15 protein-coding genes are annotated in these 17,332 nt (G+C 44.2%); 4 read left to right on the plus strand and 11 right to left on the minus strand.

Annotated features, from left to right (window positions below; genetic code table 11):
• Positions 1-31 precede the first annotated feature (31 nt).
• On the minus strand, positions 32-652 hold the full coding sequence (locus tag ACJJIP_RS15535) for a LysE/ArgO family amino acid transporter (RefSeq protein ID WP_020412257.1): 621 nt from the start codon (positions 650-652) through the stop codon (positions 32-34).
• 121 nt (positions 653-773) lie between these two features.
• On the opposite strand from ACJJIP_RS15535, the gene ACJJIP_RS15540 reads away from it, so the two are divergent.
• On the plus strand, positions 774-1,676 hold the full coding sequence (locus ACJJIP_RS15540; protein WP_020412256.1) for a LysR family transcriptional regulator ArgP: 903 nt from the start codon (positions 774-776) through the stop codon (positions 1,674-1,676).
• 121 nt (positions 1,677-1,797) lie between these two features.
• Here ACJJIP_RS15540 and ACJJIP_RS15545 read toward each other — a convergent pair whose 3' ends face one another.
• The 4 genes from ACJJIP_RS15545 to ACJJIP_RS15560 form a co-directional block, all read right to left on the minus strand.
• A complete protein-coding gene (locus tag ACJJIP_RS15545) occupies positions 1,798-2,694 on the minus strand; it encodes a fatty acid desaturase family protein (RefSeq protein ID WP_444945525.1) in 897 nt (298 codons plus the stop codon).
• A 19-nt stretch (positions 2,695-2,713) separates the two neighbouring features.
• The gene (locus tag ACJJIP_RS15550) at positions 2,714-3,520 is read right to left on the minus strand and encodes a hypothetical protein (protein WP_444945526.1); all 807 of its coding nucleotides are present in this window, start codon (positions 3,518-3,520) and stop codon (positions 2,714-2,716) included.
• 586 nt (positions 3,521-4,106) lie between these two features.
• Positions 4,107-5,111 (minus strand): alpha/beta hydrolase family protein, encoded by a 1,005-nt coding sequence (locus tag ACJJIP_RS15555; protein WP_444945527.1) that lies wholly within the window; start codon positions 5,109-5,111, stop codon positions 4,107-4,109.
• A 156-nt stretch (positions 5,112-5,267) separates the two neighbouring features.
• On the minus strand, positions 5,268-8,573 hold the full coding sequence (locus ACJJIP_RS15560; RefSeq protein ID WP_444945528.1) for a DUF5060 domain-containing protein: 3,306 nt from the start codon (positions 8,571-8,573) through the stop codon (positions 5,268-5,270).
• A gap of 946 nt (positions 8,574-9,519) precedes the next feature.
• On the opposite strand from ACJJIP_RS15560, the gene ACJJIP_RS15565 reads away from it, so the two are divergent.
• Positions 9,520-10,521 carry an AraC family transcriptional regulator ligand-binding domain-containing protein gene (locus tag ACJJIP_RS15565; RefSeq protein ID WP_020412250.1) on the plus strand — a complete coding sequence of 334 codons (1,002 nt, stop codon included), beginning with the start codon at positions 9,520-9,522 and terminating at the stop codon, positions 10,519-10,521.
• A gap of 224 nt (positions 10,522-10,745) precedes the next feature.
• Here the strand turns inward: ACJJIP_RS15565 and ACJJIP_RS15570 are convergent, their stop codons facing one another.
• Both ACJJIP_RS15570 and ACJJIP_RS15575 read right to left on the minus strand, forming a co-directional pair.
• The gene (locus tag ACJJIP_RS15570; protein WP_444945529.1) at positions 10,746-11,537 is read right to left on the minus strand and encodes a nucleoside deaminase; all 792 of its coding nucleotides are present in this window, start codon (positions 11,535-11,537) and stop codon (positions 10,746-10,748) included.
• Positions 11,538-11,604: 67 nt separating this feature from the next.
• Complete coding sequence (locus ACJJIP_RS15575) at positions 11,605-12,474, minus strand: LysR family transcriptional regulator (protein WP_020412248.1); 870 nt, start codon at positions 12,472-12,474, stop codon at positions 11,605-11,607.
• A gap of 95 nt (positions 12,475-12,569) precedes the next feature.
• Here ACJJIP_RS15575 and ACJJIP_RS15580 point away from each other — a divergent pair, with 95 nt between their 5' ends.
• Positions 12,570-13,073: a lactoylglutathione lyase family protein gene (locus tag ACJJIP_RS15580; protein WP_020412247.1), complete on the plus strand. Its 504-nt coding sequence runs from the start codon at positions 12,570-12,572 to the stop codon at positions 13,071-13,073.
• Between the two features lie 80 nt (positions 13,074-13,153).
• On the opposite strand, the gene ACJJIP_RS15585 is transcribed toward ACJJIP_RS15580, so the two are convergent.
• Together ACJJIP_RS15585 and ACJJIP_RS15590 are read right to left on the minus strand one after the other, a co-directional pair.
• Entirely contained in the window at positions 13,154-13,804 is a 651-nt protein-coding gene (locus ACJJIP_RS15585; RefSeq protein ID WP_444945530.1) for an SGNH/GDSL hydrolase family protein, read from the minus strand.
• A gap of 52 nt (positions 13,805-13,856) precedes the next feature.
• The gene (locus ACJJIP_RS15590; RefSeq protein ID WP_444945531.1) at positions 13,857-15,059 is read right to left on the minus strand and encodes a multidrug effflux MFS transporter; all 1,203 of its coding nucleotides are present in this window, start codon (positions 15,057-15,059) and stop codon (positions 13,857-13,859) included.
• 403 nt (positions 15,060-15,462) lie between these two features.
• Here ACJJIP_RS15590 and ACJJIP_RS15595 point away from each other — a divergent pair, with 403 nt between their 5' ends.
• Positions 15,463-16,419 (plus strand): glycosyltransferase family 25 protein, encoded by a 957-nt coding sequence (locus ACJJIP_RS15595; RefSeq protein WP_444945532.1) that lies wholly within the window; start codon positions 15,463-15,465, stop codon positions 16,417-16,419.
• A 5-nt stretch (positions 16,420-16,424) separates the two neighbouring features.
• Here the strand turns inward: ACJJIP_RS15595 and ACJJIP_RS15600 are convergent, their stop codons facing one another.
• Both ACJJIP_RS15600 and tadA read right to left on the minus strand, forming a co-directional pair.
• The gene (locus ACJJIP_RS15600; protein WP_020412243.1) at positions 16,425-16,862 is read right to left on the minus strand and encodes an ion channel; all 438 of its coding nucleotides are present in this window, start codon (positions 16,860-16,862) and stop codon (positions 16,425-16,427) included.
• A complete protein-coding gene (gene tadA, locus ACJJIP_RS15605) occupies positions 16,849-17,304 on the minus strand; it encodes a tRNA adenosine(34) deaminase TadA (RefSeq protein ID WP_020412242.1) in 456 nt (151 codons plus the stop codon). Before tadA ends, ACJJIP_RS15600 begins: the two co-directional genes overlap by 14 nt.
• Positions 17,305-17,332 lie beyond the last annotated feature (28 nt).

The following is a 17,332-nucleotide window of genomic DNA, read 5'->3' on the forward strand; positions in this document are numbered from 1 at the left end:
ATTTCACATCGATTGATAACTTTTTGTAAAATTAGCTAGCCCAAAGCAGGCTTGCCGCAATCGACCACATCATAATACCCACCAGAACATCCAGCACACGCCAGGTCTTCGGATTCTTAAACAGCGGTTGCATCATACTGCCACCTACTGATAACAGCGCGAACCAGAGTACCGAGGCACTGCAGGCACCAATCACGAAGAACAGAGTACCTTCCCCGGCATACTGGGCACCAACCGACCCGATCAGCACTACGGTATCCACATAGGCATGGGGGTTTAGCAGGGTCAGCGCTACCGCGGTGATCAGAGCCGAGCGTCTCGATTTAACCCATTCCTTCTTATCCTCAAGCCCTTTATTGGTTAAAGCGGAGCGAAATGCCATAGCGCCGTAGCCAACCAGGAAGGCCACTCCCAACCAGGTCAACCAGACCATCCAGTTGCCTTCCGCTTGGGCCAGGTGTGATACGAGGTAAACACCACAGGTGATCAGAACAATGTCCATCAAGACGCACAGCGCGGCGATACTGTAGTGATACTGGCGACGAATACTCTGCGTTAGTAGATACGCATTCTGCGCGCCAATCGCCATGATCAAACTGATAGTGGTGATAAAGCCCTTTGTCATAGGGGCCAGTAACAAACCCGAAACCACGGTGCCTCCTGTAGCTATTGAGTCTTGTCCGCGGGCCTGCGGACCTGGGAAGTGGCGAGAGATTAAGAGGGGCGCTAGAATAAGTAAATTTAATTATTTTGAGCCATCATAAGAAAATCTTATGCTAGATCTAAAGCAACTACAGGCGTTCGCCTTTGTGGTGGAGGAGCAGAGCTTTGACAAGGCCGCATCACTGCTTCATGTAAGCCAATCTGCGGTGTCCCAGCGTATCAAAGCCCTGGAGGGACAGGTTGGTCAGGCCCTGCTGATCAGGTCTACCCCCCTACGTCCAACGGAAGCCGGCCTGAAAGTAATGGGCTACTACCAACAGATGAACCTGCTGCAACATGAGCTGCTGGAGGATATCGATCCAGAGGGTAGCAAGACCCGCTATAGCAACCAAAACAAGGTGCGCATTGCCCTCAATTCGGACAGTCTGGATACCTGGTTTTTAAAAGCCATCACACCCTTGATCCGCTCACAGCACCTGCTCGTAGACCTGAAGGTAGATGACCAGGATGCCACCCATGAATTACTGAAGAACGGTGAAGTTATCGGCTGTGTTAGTTCTGTAACCAGTAATCTGCAGGGATGCCAGTCCCTGCTACTGGGACATATGGCCTACTACCCGGTATGCACTCAGGCCTTCAAGGAGCAGTACTTCTCCGATCCGGTAGATGTGGATGAATTTCGCTATGCTCCTGCCGTCGAGTTCAATTACAAAGACCAGTTACAGAGCCGTTATCTTAAGCAGTTTTGGGGAATTGAGGCAGGACAGTATCCCTCACACGAAATCCCATCCTCAAAGGGCTTTCTCAACTTCCTGACTTTAGGACTTGGATGGGGAATGGCACCGGATATTCAAGTTGCCGATTTACTGAAAAGGGGCACCCTGATAAAGCTCACCCCAGATCAACATCTGAAAATTCCGCTGTACTGGCATGTATGGAATCTAAAATCCTCTCTGATCAAGCAAATTACCAATACCCTTGCAAAGTTTGCTCACAAGGCCCTGCACCAGTGAGAGACCGGTGCCGGGCTTTATCGAGGTAACTATCATCAATACTATGGCCTTTAGTCAGCTCTAGGGGGAATACAATTGGTGAGAAACAACGTACAAGTGAAAATTTAGCTGTCGCTAATCCTTACCTTACCACCTGCTTCAAAACACCTAGGTAATTATCGGCCAACTCAACATCATCGTAATAACCGCGCTCCTTCAGCAATTTATGCAGCGCTTTGAGGTTATATGTGGGGACCGCCATAAATGCATGATGTTCACAGTGGTAACTCAGACCATCAGTGGGGCTAACAAACAGTAATCCCAAGATACCCCTTGGAACCGAACGTGTATTATATTTAGGTTCCAGATGGTAGAGGTCTTTAACACCTGCATGTTCGGCGATCTGGCGCATCCGTATAATAGCCATATATACGGTGAGGTAGGCTATAACCCATAATATATAAAGCTGTGGAAAGCCAAAAGCCCATAACATCGAAAACATGACACCGTTAACAAATAAACCACGTGTTAACTGAAAATTAATCCGCTTTTTTCTGCTTAATAGATCTCGTCCACTTAGAAATAAGTATAAATTAGCCTTTAAACCAGTAATCCCCAAAAAATCCCTGGTAAACTTTCTCACCAAGCTCAATTTGGTCACGGGGTAATCTTTATAGTTCTGTAGATCTGGATCTTGATCTGTCCCTGCTCTCCGGTGATGAAGCATGTGGCTTTTTATATAAGTTTCACCATCCATCAATAAAAATGGTGAAGACAACCATTTGGCAACAAATTTATTATAGGAGCGAGTTGCGAAAAGTGTTTTGTGACCCGCTTCATGCATAATAGCCGCCAAAGCTTGCTGCCGCCCCGCTAGTAAGAATACTGCAATAATGTAAGTTGACCAGTGTGGCAGTAGTGCTGCCACGACGAAAATACCTATTATTCCGAGCCAAGTGCTGACTACTACCCACCAGGCTTTGGCATCACTGCGCTCCAGAAATGGCTTTACCTCTTCTTTACTCACAGGAATATTCATCGCGGGGTACCTTTTTTGATTATGTGTCAACACCTAATTTCTGCAGTTGCTCCAGCCAAATATTGCGGCCTACACGATCATATTTACGTACAATTTTCTTTAGTTGCTGATACTTCTTTTGTGGCCTAATAACTTTTGGTAGTAAAGGATCGACCGCTAAACGGTGGATCGCCTCACCACCCAAGCGACATGTTTCATGCAACGAAGCACTAACAGACTTTGCTGCCAGGGATGTAAGGCTGCTTTCAAGCGAATGTATAAGAGCATCATATTCACTATCGAGCCGTTCGATATCCCATAAGTGGTGCGCCCAGTGACTAACTAATATGTCCGGTACGTCCTGCAACACAAAGCAATGAGCACTCTCTTCGAGACCAAGCCTTATCAGGGTTAGGGTCAATTCCGCATGATTGATGATTAAATTGTTCGGGCGCACCCATAGGTGATCTAGACCAGCAGCAAAGCCATACCATTCAAGTACCAGTATTGATTTTGCGCGGACCGCACGCGATACACCTTTGGGCAAATGACAGGCGAGCCAGCGATAATCCCAATTATCATAGTGGAAGGCATTTTGCTGCCAACGGTTAATAAAAGCTCGTTTGGCCAGAGCCTTTTCCGTTAAACGGTACATGCCTCGCCCATTCTGAGTAATCAGACCGGCACCGACCAATCTATTTAATGTTACCCGCAGATTATTGATAGAAATATCAAATGCATCAGATATATAACCCAGCTGGCTAGTCGTCAGCTCATGTCGTTTATTAACACCCATTAGATCCAACAGAACATTTTTTGGAGTGGGCTCATAAGTAAACTGATACATAGTGAATATTACGACAATAGTCCCTATTTTCCTTTTTGTGTAATATTACAGAGAAAACCCAATCATACAATATTGTGTAATATGTATATTAGAAAAAAGTCACTTAATTCAACCTCAATTTAATGTATCTCTATTGTGCCTATTGTTTGGTATGTATCGAGTAGTGTCATCCATTTTCATTTAGAAACTGAACTACTAAGAGTACACCCATAAGTAGATGCAATCGCCATCCCCTAAAGGGCATGAAAACCCGATTTATAAGCGCACTTTCTCAATAGAAAACTACCAAGCCCTAAGCAAAAAGGGCCTGATTGACATAAACATTATTTAGAAGTGACTCAATTACTTCCAATATCTTCATGCTAACAATGCTTTAATTTTCTGCTTAGATCACTCCATACGTGAGTACAAATTTTTTAGCAATAGGAATGAAAAGCATACAAAATATACTTTCAAATAAGAAAATTCACTGCTGGAGATTAGAAAAAGAGTGTAGCCACCATGATAACTACTCAATGTAGTTATCATGGCCGTGGCTTAGTAGCTACCAACGCCTAAAGGTAAGTGGATAAAAAATATTCTAAAACTAAAGCACATCATCTAAGTGCTGTAAAAAGGGTACTATTGTTTGATTCCTCACGTCCTGACTCATGTCCCGACCGATGGTAGTATGATCCAAATTTACCCATCTCTGTGAATACCACCCTAAGTCAGTATCTTGAGCTGTATAAGCAAAAGAGTGAACCCCAGATAATTCAATGACCTCAGCCCCACCAGTCAACTGCCGAAGGTATAAATTATCTTTATAAGGAAATTGTGTATGGAGGTCAGTATAATAGCTTAAGTAGCTAGAATTCATGGGATTACGATGATATGAAGAAGTTAATCCCAACTCATTTTGAGTCCATTTACAAACACCATCAAAACTGTGGACAACAGTTCGAATATTACGAAAATCTGGATCAGCTCGCATAGCTTTCGCCAGTCTCATAACGAGACAACCACCACGAGAAGAACCCGCCAAGTAAATAGTCTCAAGATTGGAGGCATAAGCCTTTGACTTTAGCCAACTGAGGTATGCCCTTTCTATACGAGACTTCTCATTACTACCAATCATCTGATTAAATTGCGTATCAAAAGCAATCGCCAAAAAGGTCGCATCTGTTGGGAAATGCTCTGAATCTAGCAACTGCCGAGCAAGTGAACGGCCATCGATGCTGCGAGAGCAAGATTTTTTTAATATACCACAGTCTTTTTTAAATCCAGCTCTCTGGCCTGTCACAGAGCTTTCGACACCATTTCCTGGTGGCTGTTGTCCCGAAGCAATAAATACCAAGTTTCTTACATTATCGCGTGCTGGGTTTCGTACTCTAGCAATCTGAGTATGAAGCTGACGGCTATTACTGACGCCCTCTACCTCCCAGGCTCTATACTCAGATAAAGTGTCTTGTTTGAGGCACCAAAAATTCTGGCAATACCGAACCCGCTCTAAATTCACCGAAAAATCCGACTTTGGCTCGAAAGCTTGAGACTGGAAAGAATTAAAAGCAATCGACAACCAAAATAAATTTTTTATTATTTGAAGTTTCATTATTCACCAATAGTGTACTTTTATAATCTAATGATCCATGGCGACCCAAGCCTCATACAGCCTTAGTTACTACCTTTAGCAATGAAGTAGTCCCCAATTGAACAACTATAATGATCCAGCCGAAAGAGCCATCCATGGCTCTCACTGCAACAGTTACTACTCAACGGTTTCTGGATTATTTATATTCTCTGCATCAGATTCAGGTACATCAATATGCCGAAAAACTATTCTATCTACCTTAAATTTCTGCGAGCGGCCTGACATCACCAGTTTATACGTTTCGCCTGCGTTTAGCTTATAAACGGCAACACGTTTATTGTTATGACCACCAGGATCTAAATGATTGCCAGATTCCCAGACAAATTTATTGTGTTCTCCACCAAAGAACTTTGTATCTTTTTTCAATAGTTCCAGAGGGGCATCTTTACCATGACTATTACCGGCATTAGGTCCCGCCTCATAATTTCCTTCAAGTCGAAAGTAAGCATCATTTGCCAGATCTGTACGAAATTCACCCTCATACACTAAGTTTTCTTTTGCAGCGTGCAGATGCAAATAATACAGGCCACTCCTTGTAATATTGAAAGTATATTCTAGGGGTGATTTAGGTGGGCCATTTAGTGGTGTATTGCCATTAAATTCAAGATATCCATTGCCTGTATGACCGCCAATATTATTTTTCTTTACCCACTCATCTAGATTTGAATCAGTATTTTCAGCCTCCATAATTACCAGACCATTTTGTTCTGTGTAGTCACCTTTAGGTTGATCTGGATTTAACTTGTCAAAATTCCAAATCGGACCGATATGACCACATCCTTCTTTACCTATATCCACACGGCCAGGACAGTAGTTTTCATCACCAGCATCATTTGCCGGGCCGTTACCACACTGAATATCATTGTACTTGGGACGGCCAGCCGATCCTGGACCCGGGCCAATTAGGTCACAAGCTTCTTTAACCGTCATTGTTCCATGGTCTGTCGAGACCATAATATCGGCAACATTGTGGTCAAAATTTGACTCACAAAAACATTGATCACCAATAGAGTAGCTATCCATCCAACTAGTTTGAGGTTCGAGTAAAACATCATCAGGGTTAATTGGTATAACTTTTACAATATCCGGGTGAACATTACTGTTTATACCTTCCGCTTTGATTACTACTGCCCAGTCCTGATTAGCTTCTGTTGGGGCAGTGCCAATACTATGAGTACCCATTCCGTCAAGTTGATTACCCAGAGTCAACTGGCCGCTTCTTGGATTGAACCAGTAAACCTTATAGGTATCCTCATTTGAAATCTCAATATTGGTCGTACCACCTTCGCGCAAGTAAATTAAATAGGCATTACCGCTATCTGAAAGTACCCAATCGTTATTGGTTGAAGTTACTTCATTATCCACATTTAAACTGTGTAAATTAACTTCAAGTTGGTTTTGCAGAATATCGTTGAAAAATTTAACAAAGTGGCCAGTTTGCTCCCAATGGTTATCAAACTCTCTCAGGTTCTCTACTGCTAGGTCATACGCGTGGCCAGCCCCAGGGTTCTTTAAGTACCATTCAAATCCTGCTCCGCCTCCCATCACACTGCCCCACATCCAATTGACCCTCTGAACTTGGGTAACCTCAGAATAAGGTACAGGCGCTTGCCCGCCGGAAGCTTCAGTGAAGGTAACATACCAAAGATGGTTATTAGTTTGGGACTCAGCCAGCCATTTTCTGCTCATCTGATATGGCGCGTTACGATGGTTTGCATCACTAGGAATATTACCAATCTGAATGCTCGGTCCATCAAAATTACTATTTCCCAACAATGGTCGATAGTGCTGATCCCATTGACCACCATAAGTATGGAGTAAAGTGGGATGATCGTAGGGATCCACGTCTTTTAAGTATTGAGCGATTGCCTTGTGTTGCTCTTGACTAAGAGTAGTCTCCTCACCCATATTCCATTGCAGTGCAGGGTGATGACCAAAACGGGAAATCATCTCCCGATAATATAGTTTGCGTTCAAGCCCTAAGTCACCGTTATTCAGAATTTTATTATTCTCTGTTTCCTGTGTCATAAAGTGAATCAACATACCTTTACTGGTCATGTGATCCATTACGACCTCCCACTGGTCTAATTTACTGACATCAAACGCCCGATGGTTACCATCATATACTGCCCAAGGGTGGGCATCACAACCATCACCACTTTCGGTGTTTGCCATAATGTAAATTGCATTGACATTTTTTTCAGCTATATAGTTAACTAAACCAATAAGGCTTTTTCCTTTACTGTCTTTCCAGGTGGGATCTCCATTATTCCAATCATCAAGGTGGGGCTCAAAATTGTGTAATATACCTTTGCAGGAATTTACGTTGTAGTGTTTTTCTGTATTATCAAAGTCTGAATAACCAAAAATGTTTTCTGGGCTATCCATCCCACCTTCTATATATACTGACTTATCCCCCAAATGCTGTAAGTAGCGGGTTCCTTTTTTATGTATAAGTAACCCCTTACTCCTCATATCAAGCTCAGGTGCTGTGGATTGCAATACAGGGAAATAACCATTTTCACCATCAAATGAAACAGCATTGCCTGCATTTGTATCTAGATCAACTGCAACTTGGCTCCCTTGTCTCATAGATACATCGAAGAACCATTTACCTGAAGTTGGCGGTGAAAAGTAGGCACGCCATTTTGTTCCTTCAGTAGCACCCGTATTGGCCGAATTACCATCAGCAGCGAAATGACCAGGCACTGTGTAGGACAAGTCACCTTGTGTGAATGTCACGTTATATCGATAATCGGTAAACGTAGCATCATTATTTTCTGATGCATACAAATCATCACAAGTAATCGTTATTCGGTGCCACTTTTCCAGCGTACCGGAAACAGTACAATGTTCACTATGGCCGATATCATCCGGGTCGACAGGCCCCGGAGGATCCGTCGGATCTGGGTCCGGATCTGTCGGGTCGGTTCCATCGTTCTGTTTTACAGTAAATGTAATTGAGGCACTGGTTCCGGCAGAACCTACCCCATCATCCTGGGAGTAAGGTGTAGCGGTAAGGGTGTAAGTTCCGACTACGGGGGTCCAATGATTAAAATCACCCTGATCATCACCAAATAGAGCATATGGTGAGGCGTTTTCAATCATATTGTGTGTCTGAGCCCCTGTTAACTCAAATACCACACTCTCTGCCTGATCACTATTTGCTCTAATATTTAATTGACTTCCAACCTGACTTAGATATATGTCTGTACCATCGGTTAGTGAAACAATATCCGAGTTGCCCTGTGAATTGACCAAGGTGAAAGACGATATTACTAATCCGTTTCCTGGGTTCGGTATATCAGAATTTGCCGAAGGGGGCGTGGTCTCATCGTCGGATTCACCAGATGACGAACCGCCACCACAACCAGCTAATGCAGCGGTAATCAGAAGTGCCAGAGGCAAGCTACTGTTATTCATTTCTACTATTCTCTACTTTAAAAGCAAACAATTATTTGCTAATTACAGAATTAAATGGCCATATAGAAATCGGCTACAACATGCAGCACTGGCCAGATACTAAATCGCGCAGATACATACCGACCGTGAATTCAGTCACATGCAGTCAGGACTAGTTCCACAGCTTATAGATTGACGAAAAAGAGTAATTTTTTTCGTGTTTTCTGATAAGGAAATTTTGAACTGCCTCTATTTTAATAATATTCGGATTACCCTTACTGAAACCCTAAAGAGATTAAAAATTCGACAAAAAACCCTGAATAGAACTAACGACTCCACTAGTTTCGATAAGCCAAAATAGTAAAAAAAGATAAAAAATATTATTAGGCCGTTAGGTTATCTCTATTACACAGAAAGCACCCCAGATAAATATTCGAAAGCTATAATCTTCCACTTAGATATTCAGAATATACTTACTTACCAGATTAATATAAGAAAATTTAATTTTGTTATTGAGATATCACTTACATCAGGACTAACTCAAACAGATACAACTTAGCTATAGACTTATATTATCGATAATTCAGAGTTTCGGATATCATTAAAAGCTTTTGAGTGATATTCTAATAGAGAAGCTATTCCCATGCTTCGGAAATATAAGAATACACTCTGTTAGTTACATCTCCGCTGATGAGACAAATTGAGATATCAATTGTTCCCTAATAATCACTGAAACTGGGAACATTCCCACCAGTACAGCAAAAGGTTATCACTCGTAAGCCGAGAAAGAACCTTGTCTTGTTAAATCCAAATTGCTGGTCAAAAAAATGGTTCAATTTCACACTTTGAGTGTTAAATTCATACTACAATAGCATTACTTTATACATTGGCTTAAGAAACTCACAAAACAATCTATTTATCATTTAATGACTGGTTCAATAGATTATTAGCAGTACAAAAATTCAGTATGACTACCAACATCCAGGAACTTTATGCTTCTGAGCCAACAGGGTTGGCAACATCCACTTATCGTCACGTGCAATACTGGCAAAACTTGGGGTTTCCAAGAGATAAGTTAAAGAATATATATGATGATCATTACTCTAAGTTACAGAATCTACAACATCGCGTACCAGTAAGGTTGACCGGGCAAGCACTTCAAGAAGTATCCAACTACTTCAGTGATAACACCATAGCGTTTCGTACCGGTCTAGATGTATCAATTTCCAGCATTCAGGCATTTGCGCATGTCTTAATGGCTTGCCCTACCGTTCGCCATCTTGTTAGCCTTGGCACGCAATTCCAGCAACTTGGCACGCAAGGCTATCAGGGATTATTCAGTGAGGGGGCTGAGCGCTCCAGCTTTGATATTTTAATTCCCAGCTTTTCACCATTCACCACACAACAAGTCGAATTGAATATTGGAATCATCTTCAAACTAATTTCAGATATTGTTGTCGATTATGAAAGCTGCCACCCGGTCATCCACTTCACTCATCATAATTCCGAATTGATGAACAATGCAGCATCATTGATTAATGTTCCCATTGAATTTGGACATCACAAAAACTGCATCAGTTTTGACAACTCTATACTTGATAAACAATTATGCAGTCCAGGGAAACCCTCCCTTGACTTCAATAAACTGGCTGCCAAAAAACAGCTCCAGAAGATGAAATCAGATGAGTCTCTACCTAATCGATGCAAAGATATTATCAAAGATTACTTACCTGAGGGTGCGGCCAGTCTGGATTTTTTGGCAGATATACTACAAGTTAATAAGCGCTCCTTGCAGATTCGTCTAAATGCACAAAATACTTCTTTCAGGCGTATACTGGATTTAGCTCGGAGGGAGAAGTTGAATTCACTGGATATCCAATCCATGGATAAAATGCAAATTGCAAAAGCATTGGGATTCTCAACGGTTGTTGCATATGAAGAATCCTATAAACGCTGGAGAAATACTTGATCAAATAAGTCAATGCTCAAACAAGCCAGGCAATAAGTAAATCAATATGTTTTCCACCAAGGTGAGCTTATTTAAACTCTAAAGATCTGGCCGTTAATATTACAGTGAGTTCAAATACTATTAGCGAGTATATAGCTATGGCTTATATCACTCGCTCCCTTAACAGTTTAGCTGATTGTTCTGGAGTAAACACTCCAATATTTTTCAGATGAAATTATATAGTGTTAGCGCAGCTCCCCCACTATACATCGATCAATATCTCCCTGAGTATTTTTTAATTGCTTCAACTGTTTTTGACTCTCAGACAGCACAATATTATTTGCTTGATATTTAGGTTTGAACTCCACCAAACGCTGGTGGGCAGTGCGATAAATATTCTTCGCTTCTGCACTCATCAGAAAATCTGTCATTACACTACCAAATAACAAACGATAACTGAAAAATGCCCCTTCAAGCTGTGCTCTCTGTAGCAAAGTAGATGGCCCAGAAGAAATATTCCTGGCTCTATAGGTTGCGGGAATATCTATCTTACAAATATTTTCCACATGCTGCTTCGACTCAATTTTATATTTACAGTTGGATTTAAAATCCTGCTTTAGTCTTTCTATATTTTTCCCAAAATTCGGATCTGACTGACCATAAACAACTCTGGAAACTTCAAGAAAAATCATCATACCTCCACACATCATACAGGGCTCCAGAGTGCTATAAATCGTAGTATCAGCCAGGTAATCAGTCTCTTTACCCCTGCACTTACTACCAATACACTGCTGCATTACTCGCACTTCAGCATGTTGGGTTTTATCTCGACACAAGCCAACCGCATTGCGCTGCACTCCTAAAATTTTGTCCTGCTTGTTGTCATACAGGACCGCTGCAATATTGTACCCTCGCTTTTGCTTTTCTTTTGGATCCACCCAATCCAAGTAAGCAACCGAGTAGGTGAGCAACATCAATATCTCGTCTTTTTCCTGCTGGATAGGTGAATTGGGTATTAACTCAGCTTTCGCACTCAAGGCAAGCATTCCGAAAAACAAATATGAGATAAAACGCAACATACAATACCCGAGGCGTTCCAATTGATTAAAGCCATTCCTTGGTTAGCGCGATCACAGTTTCTATCCGCGCCGGCATCACTTTGTGGCGGCGGGTAACCAGAAACAAAGTCTCACTAATAGAGTGCTCCAAGCGATGGGGTTTAATCTGCCCGAAATTCTTAAAGGCATTTACTGCATGGGCAGGCAGTACAGTAAAACCCAAGCCCATACTGACAGGTTCTAGAATCAAGCTAATTTGGTTCGAAAATCCCTTAAGAGCAAACATATCCACATGTTGAAAGTCGGGATAATTGGCGCCCAGCAACAAGCCCGCCTGATGGGCGCCATCTGGGTGGCCGATGTATCCGAGCTGTACCAATGAGTGCCAACTCAACCTCTTAACTGACGCAGGGGTCACCAAAAGTAGCTCCTCCCTCCCCACGGGCTGGCTTGCTATTTCCGTCAGCGTCGAGGGGGTGGTCATAAACCCGATATCCGCCTTGTATCCAAGTATGGATTCTTCTACGCCACTATTAGGGGCGAAGCGATAGTCTATGGTGAGTTTCGGGTATGTCTTCTGCAAATTCAGTAATTTGGGGTATAGCTTTAGCCCGACACTACCGGGAGACTGGATTCTCACTTGCCCTTCATAAGCCGGATCTTCACTGAGACGTTGACCCAGTGTAGAGAGAGAATCGACGATATCTTGGGCTTCGATATATAACTTTTCACCCGCCTGTGTAAGGGTGAATTGCTTTCCATTCCTCTGGATCAGAGATAGCCCTAGAAAGTCCTCTAACCGACGCAAGTGCTGACTGACGCCAGACTGGGTCATGTGCAGGTGCTGCGCCGTTCTGGTAAAGCTGCCCAATTCTACCAATGCACAGAAACTGCGCAGCCACACAGGATTTATCATTACAAAAATTACTCAAAATAATCACAAATCATAATTATACGTAATGGATTATCCACAGTAACTTAGAAACGGACGTAACTTTTGGAGAACCACCAATGAAGAATGTTTATCCGAGAAATTTTTCTCACATCGGCATATCGGTGCCAGACCTCGAGGCGGCTGTTAAGTTTTACACAGAGGTCATGGGGTGGTATCTGATTATGCCGCCAACGGAAATCAATGAAGATCATAGCGCTATTGGAGAGATGTGCACCGATGTCTTTGGGGCCAAATGGGGTAGCTTTCGCATTGCCCACCTGTCAACCGGTGACCGTATCGGAGTAGAACTATTCCAGTTTCCTAACCAGGAAAACCCAAAAGATAATTTTGAATACTGGAAGACTGGTATATTCCATTTTTGCGTGCAGGACCCAAACCTTGAAGAGCTGGCTGAAAGGATAGTCGCCGCCGGTGGTAAAAAGCGCATGCCCAAGCCCAGGTATTACTACCCGGGAGAGAAACCCTATCGCATGATTTATATGGAAGACCCCTTCGGAAACATCCTGGAACTCTACAGCCATAGCTACGAGCTGATCTATAGTAGCGGTGCCTACACCTGATACTGTACATCTTAAAAGCTTGGGTTAGAAAAGGGCACCAGAGATTTCCCGGTGCCCTTTTCTATTTGGGAAGTATACCTCTAGGGCCAACTTAAGACTTTTATTTTCCGCAGGTAATCAGCAACTTCCTGGCCAAGAATGGAGTGCTGGTCTTCATCGAGATGAATACCATCAATATCACTAACCTTGACTAAAGTGTTGGCATCCAGGTAGTGGGTGCCTAGCTCCCGGGATACTTTTTCCAGTTCTGCTGGAAAGTCCTTACAGCGCTGCTCAGCCCCCGCAAATTTATGGCCGATAATACCTTTGGGGTTATTGATAGCCAATGGAGCAATAATCAATATTTTAGGAATCGACATGCCGGGCTCAATGGGTGCTTGTCTGATTACTGACACCAACTTTGCCACCCCCTGAGCGGCCATCCAGGCTTTATTATCATGAGTATCCTGGAAATCATTGGTTCCCAACATCAACAGAACACACTTAAGTGGTGAGTGCATTTCTATCACTTGCGCCAGGCCACCAACCCCCTTCCGCCCCTCCCGGAACGGATCATCCCACACTGTTTTACGACCATTCAGGCAGTTTTCTATCACCCGCACGTCACAGCCTTTTTCATTCAAGCTTCGCTCAAGTACTCCAGGCCAACGCAAGTGAAAAGCCATACGCTTCCTGGTATCAGGGATGACGCCCCAGGAAACACTGTCAGAGTAAACCAATACATTTTCCATTGTTACATAACTCCATTGAGCCACTAAAAAACCTATCGGATTAATGAGCTCCTCAGCTTGAGGGTACCGCCAGATGCGCAATACCGCGTAGGGTCAACCGAGATATTACCAATGCGGCCACACCACAAGTTGCGATGGCGGCAGTCAGAGGCTGGGGAGTTCCATCAAATACCAGACTGGTTAACACAATCGACAATGCACCCAGTAACATTTGCAGGGCTCCGCCCAACGCTGCAGCGGTGCCTGCAATAGGCCCATGCTCCTCAAGGGAAAGCACCATTGAAGTGGGGATTACCAGGCCGAGAAACACGTTGGTCGCCAGTAGCATTGCCACTAATAAAACAAACTCATCAAAACCGGCAAAAGTCACAGCGCACATCACAAGAGAACTTATGGCAAAACCGGCAGTGGCCCACTTCACCACTGCTACTGAACCAAAACGCATTCCAAGATTTGCAGCAAATTGACTTGAAACAAAAAAACCAAGGGCATTTAAAGCAAACGCCAGGCTGAACTCTGTCGGAGTAAGACCGTAAAACCCTGTATACAAAAAAGAAGCCGTGGCAAGAAAGGAAAAGAAACTGGCAATGCCCAAGCCACCTATGCAAGTCAATCCCATGTAAACCGGATCGCGTAAAAGTGTAGAAAAAGCCCCCAACATGGCACTGAACTGGAATGGAACACGATGCTTTCGCTCAAGCGTCTCCGGTAAACTGCTTACAGCCAAAAGTAGACTGGCGAGGGTTAACAGGGCAATCAGGATAAAAACACTGCGCCAGCCAAAGGGTACTATTAAGATACTGCCAATCAGCGGCGCCAGCATCGGGGAGATAGAAATTACCAGCATTACTGTAGTCATCAAGCGGGTCGCACGAGCACCGGTATAATGATCACGTATAACCGCTCGCGGAATAGACATTACTGAAGCAGCACCTACTCCCTGCAAAAAGCGCAAAGCTATTAGCGATTCAATGGTCGGGGCCACAGCGCAGCCAACTGATGCAAGGGTAAAAAGAAGTAGCCCGAAGTACAGGGGGGGCTTGCGCCCAAACATATCCGAAGCCGGCCCATAAATAAGCTGGCAAACTCCAAAAGCAATGAAATAAGACATCAGGGTGTACTGTGCTGCCTCAATAGGGGCACCAAAACTTGCTGCAATATCCGGCAATGCCGGCAAATACATATCGATAGCGACTGGGCCAACGCAGCTCAATAGCCCAAGGATCAGCGCCATCTTAATTAAATCTGACTTCATATAAATTTCCGTAGTACCTATAAAATTCTTATGTGGTATCAAACAATTATTGCCAATAGTTTTTGGCCAATATCAAATGGGTTTGCATATTCCCTTTAGCACTTTTGTTGCTCTTTTTTCATTCCAAAGCCTCCCTTGCACTTTGAGGAAAATCAATCACCCACTCAGACTAGAAGGCAACTTATTTTAGGCCTAGCACCATCCAGCTGTAACGGTGCATGTAATACTCTGACTTTTTAGTCGATCACTAATATCCATTGAGAAAACCATTCTCCACTTGATCGCCTAAATGGAAGTAAGGCTTTGCCAACACTACCAGTTTGCTTGCAGTGACTGAGGTTAACGTTATGCAGAAGCTTTCTAGTTACGGTCACTTTTCTCCCTCTGGGGGTTGGGAGTCTATGTGTACGCCGAAATTGGGAGCCCTACTGTAGTTGTGACCAAGCCCGTCCGCTTACGGCAACCTCTATTCCCCCAACACCGCCTAAAACGGCGCCTTCCGCTTAGTCTTCGCCCCAGGCTGCAGCGCAAACCGCAGAAGATCCCTCTTTTTATAGCCCAAACTCCCTGCTGGATTATCAGCCTCCACCCAGAGGGAGGAACCGTCTATAACCTTCTGGAAACCCTCAAGTCCCAAAGACTGCGAACCGCTTTAGTCAGCGGTGTCGATGGACGCTCTGCCCTTCCCAGGTTTGAAGGTGATGAAGTCCTTTGCAATCGTACAACCCGTTGGCGCCACCTATGCGCACTTAAAAACTCTGAAGTTGGCTGCTACTTAGCCCACTTGCGCGCTATCCGTCTCGCCTACCAAGCCGGTCTCAACCGGGTTTGCATCCTGGAAGATGATGTACAGTTGGAGCCGGATTTTGGCAAAATACTGGCCGAGCTTGAGCGCCTACCGGAAGAAATTGAAATGATCCGGCTGATGGGGCTTAAAGTACGCAAACGCAAGATTATCAAGACACTGAATGACGGCATTCACAAGCTGGTTCGCCCTGAACGCGGCTGGTGCGGTGCCCAAGGGTATTTGCTTAACCGTAAGGGTATGGAAAAGATCCTGGGCCATGCCAATCGTATTTTCGAGCCGATTGATAAAGTCTTTGATCACTTCTGGCAGTTTGATCTGAAACTGTATGGTGTAGAGCCTCATTTGCTTTGGGAAACAGCGCACGCCTCAAGCATCGTAAAGTCGAATGTGGAACGAGCAAAAGTTGCGCGCTGGCTCTACTGGGTACATCCATTTGGCAAATTGTGGCGCAGTGTCGAGAGACATATTTATTTACTGCGGCATTACCAGGCCTTCTATCCTGCACAAAAACCGAAACAGAGGCCTGGTCGCACTGCGAGAATGAAGTTGTAATCAGTTTAAATATCCCAGACCCTTTGCATTTTCAGGAACATAAATGAAGCCGTCCATGTGATCATAACCAACCCTGTCAGCGCTTCCAGCCCTGCAGTAAAGCGCAAGTGCCCCAGGGGTTCGATATCCCCAAAGCCTAAAGAGGTATATGTGGTAAAAGAGAAGTAAGCACAGTCGAGCAGGCTGCCATTAAAATTGCCCACTAAAGTCCCAAAATAAGGCGAATTCACCATAAAGTAGTAACCGTAAGCAAACAGCCAGATTTCTGCTACATGAGCCAGGAGGGCTCCAAATACTCCAATTACTATGGCGAAATTATGCCGGACAGGCAACCAGCGCCCTAAGTGGACCAGAGCGTTGAGGACCTCATGGTGAATCAGCACGACAATTGCCACAATGATGCTGTTCACCAGGAATGCAAAAGCCAGTTCAGCGTCGACCATGAAAAAACTCGCGCACCAGTTTTCCAGCTTCCTCCGCCATCACTCCAGACTCTACGGCGATCTTATGATTGAAAAAACCTGCCTCCCCTAACTTTAACTGGCTCTCCACCACGCCCGCCCGGGGCTCGGTGGCACCGTACACTAGCCGGTTGACGCGAGCGTGAACCAGGGCACCGAAGCACATGGTACAGGGCTCTATCGTTACATAAAGTGTTGTATTGGGCAGGCGATAGTTCTGTTTACCTTCAGCAGCTCGACGCAGCGCCACTATTTCCGCATGGGCACTGGGGTCACAATTCCCGATGGGACGATTGCTGCCTTCGCCAATAATCTTGCCATCCTGAACCAGCACTGCTCCAACAGGCACCTCACCCCTCTCTGCGGCAAGTTCCGCCAATTCCAGGGCCCTGCGCATAAATGCATAGTCTTTTGGTGTTGCCATAAATCTCTTCTAGTTACTTCTATCAACC

This window comes from Microbulbifer variabilis (assembly GCF_052467165.1).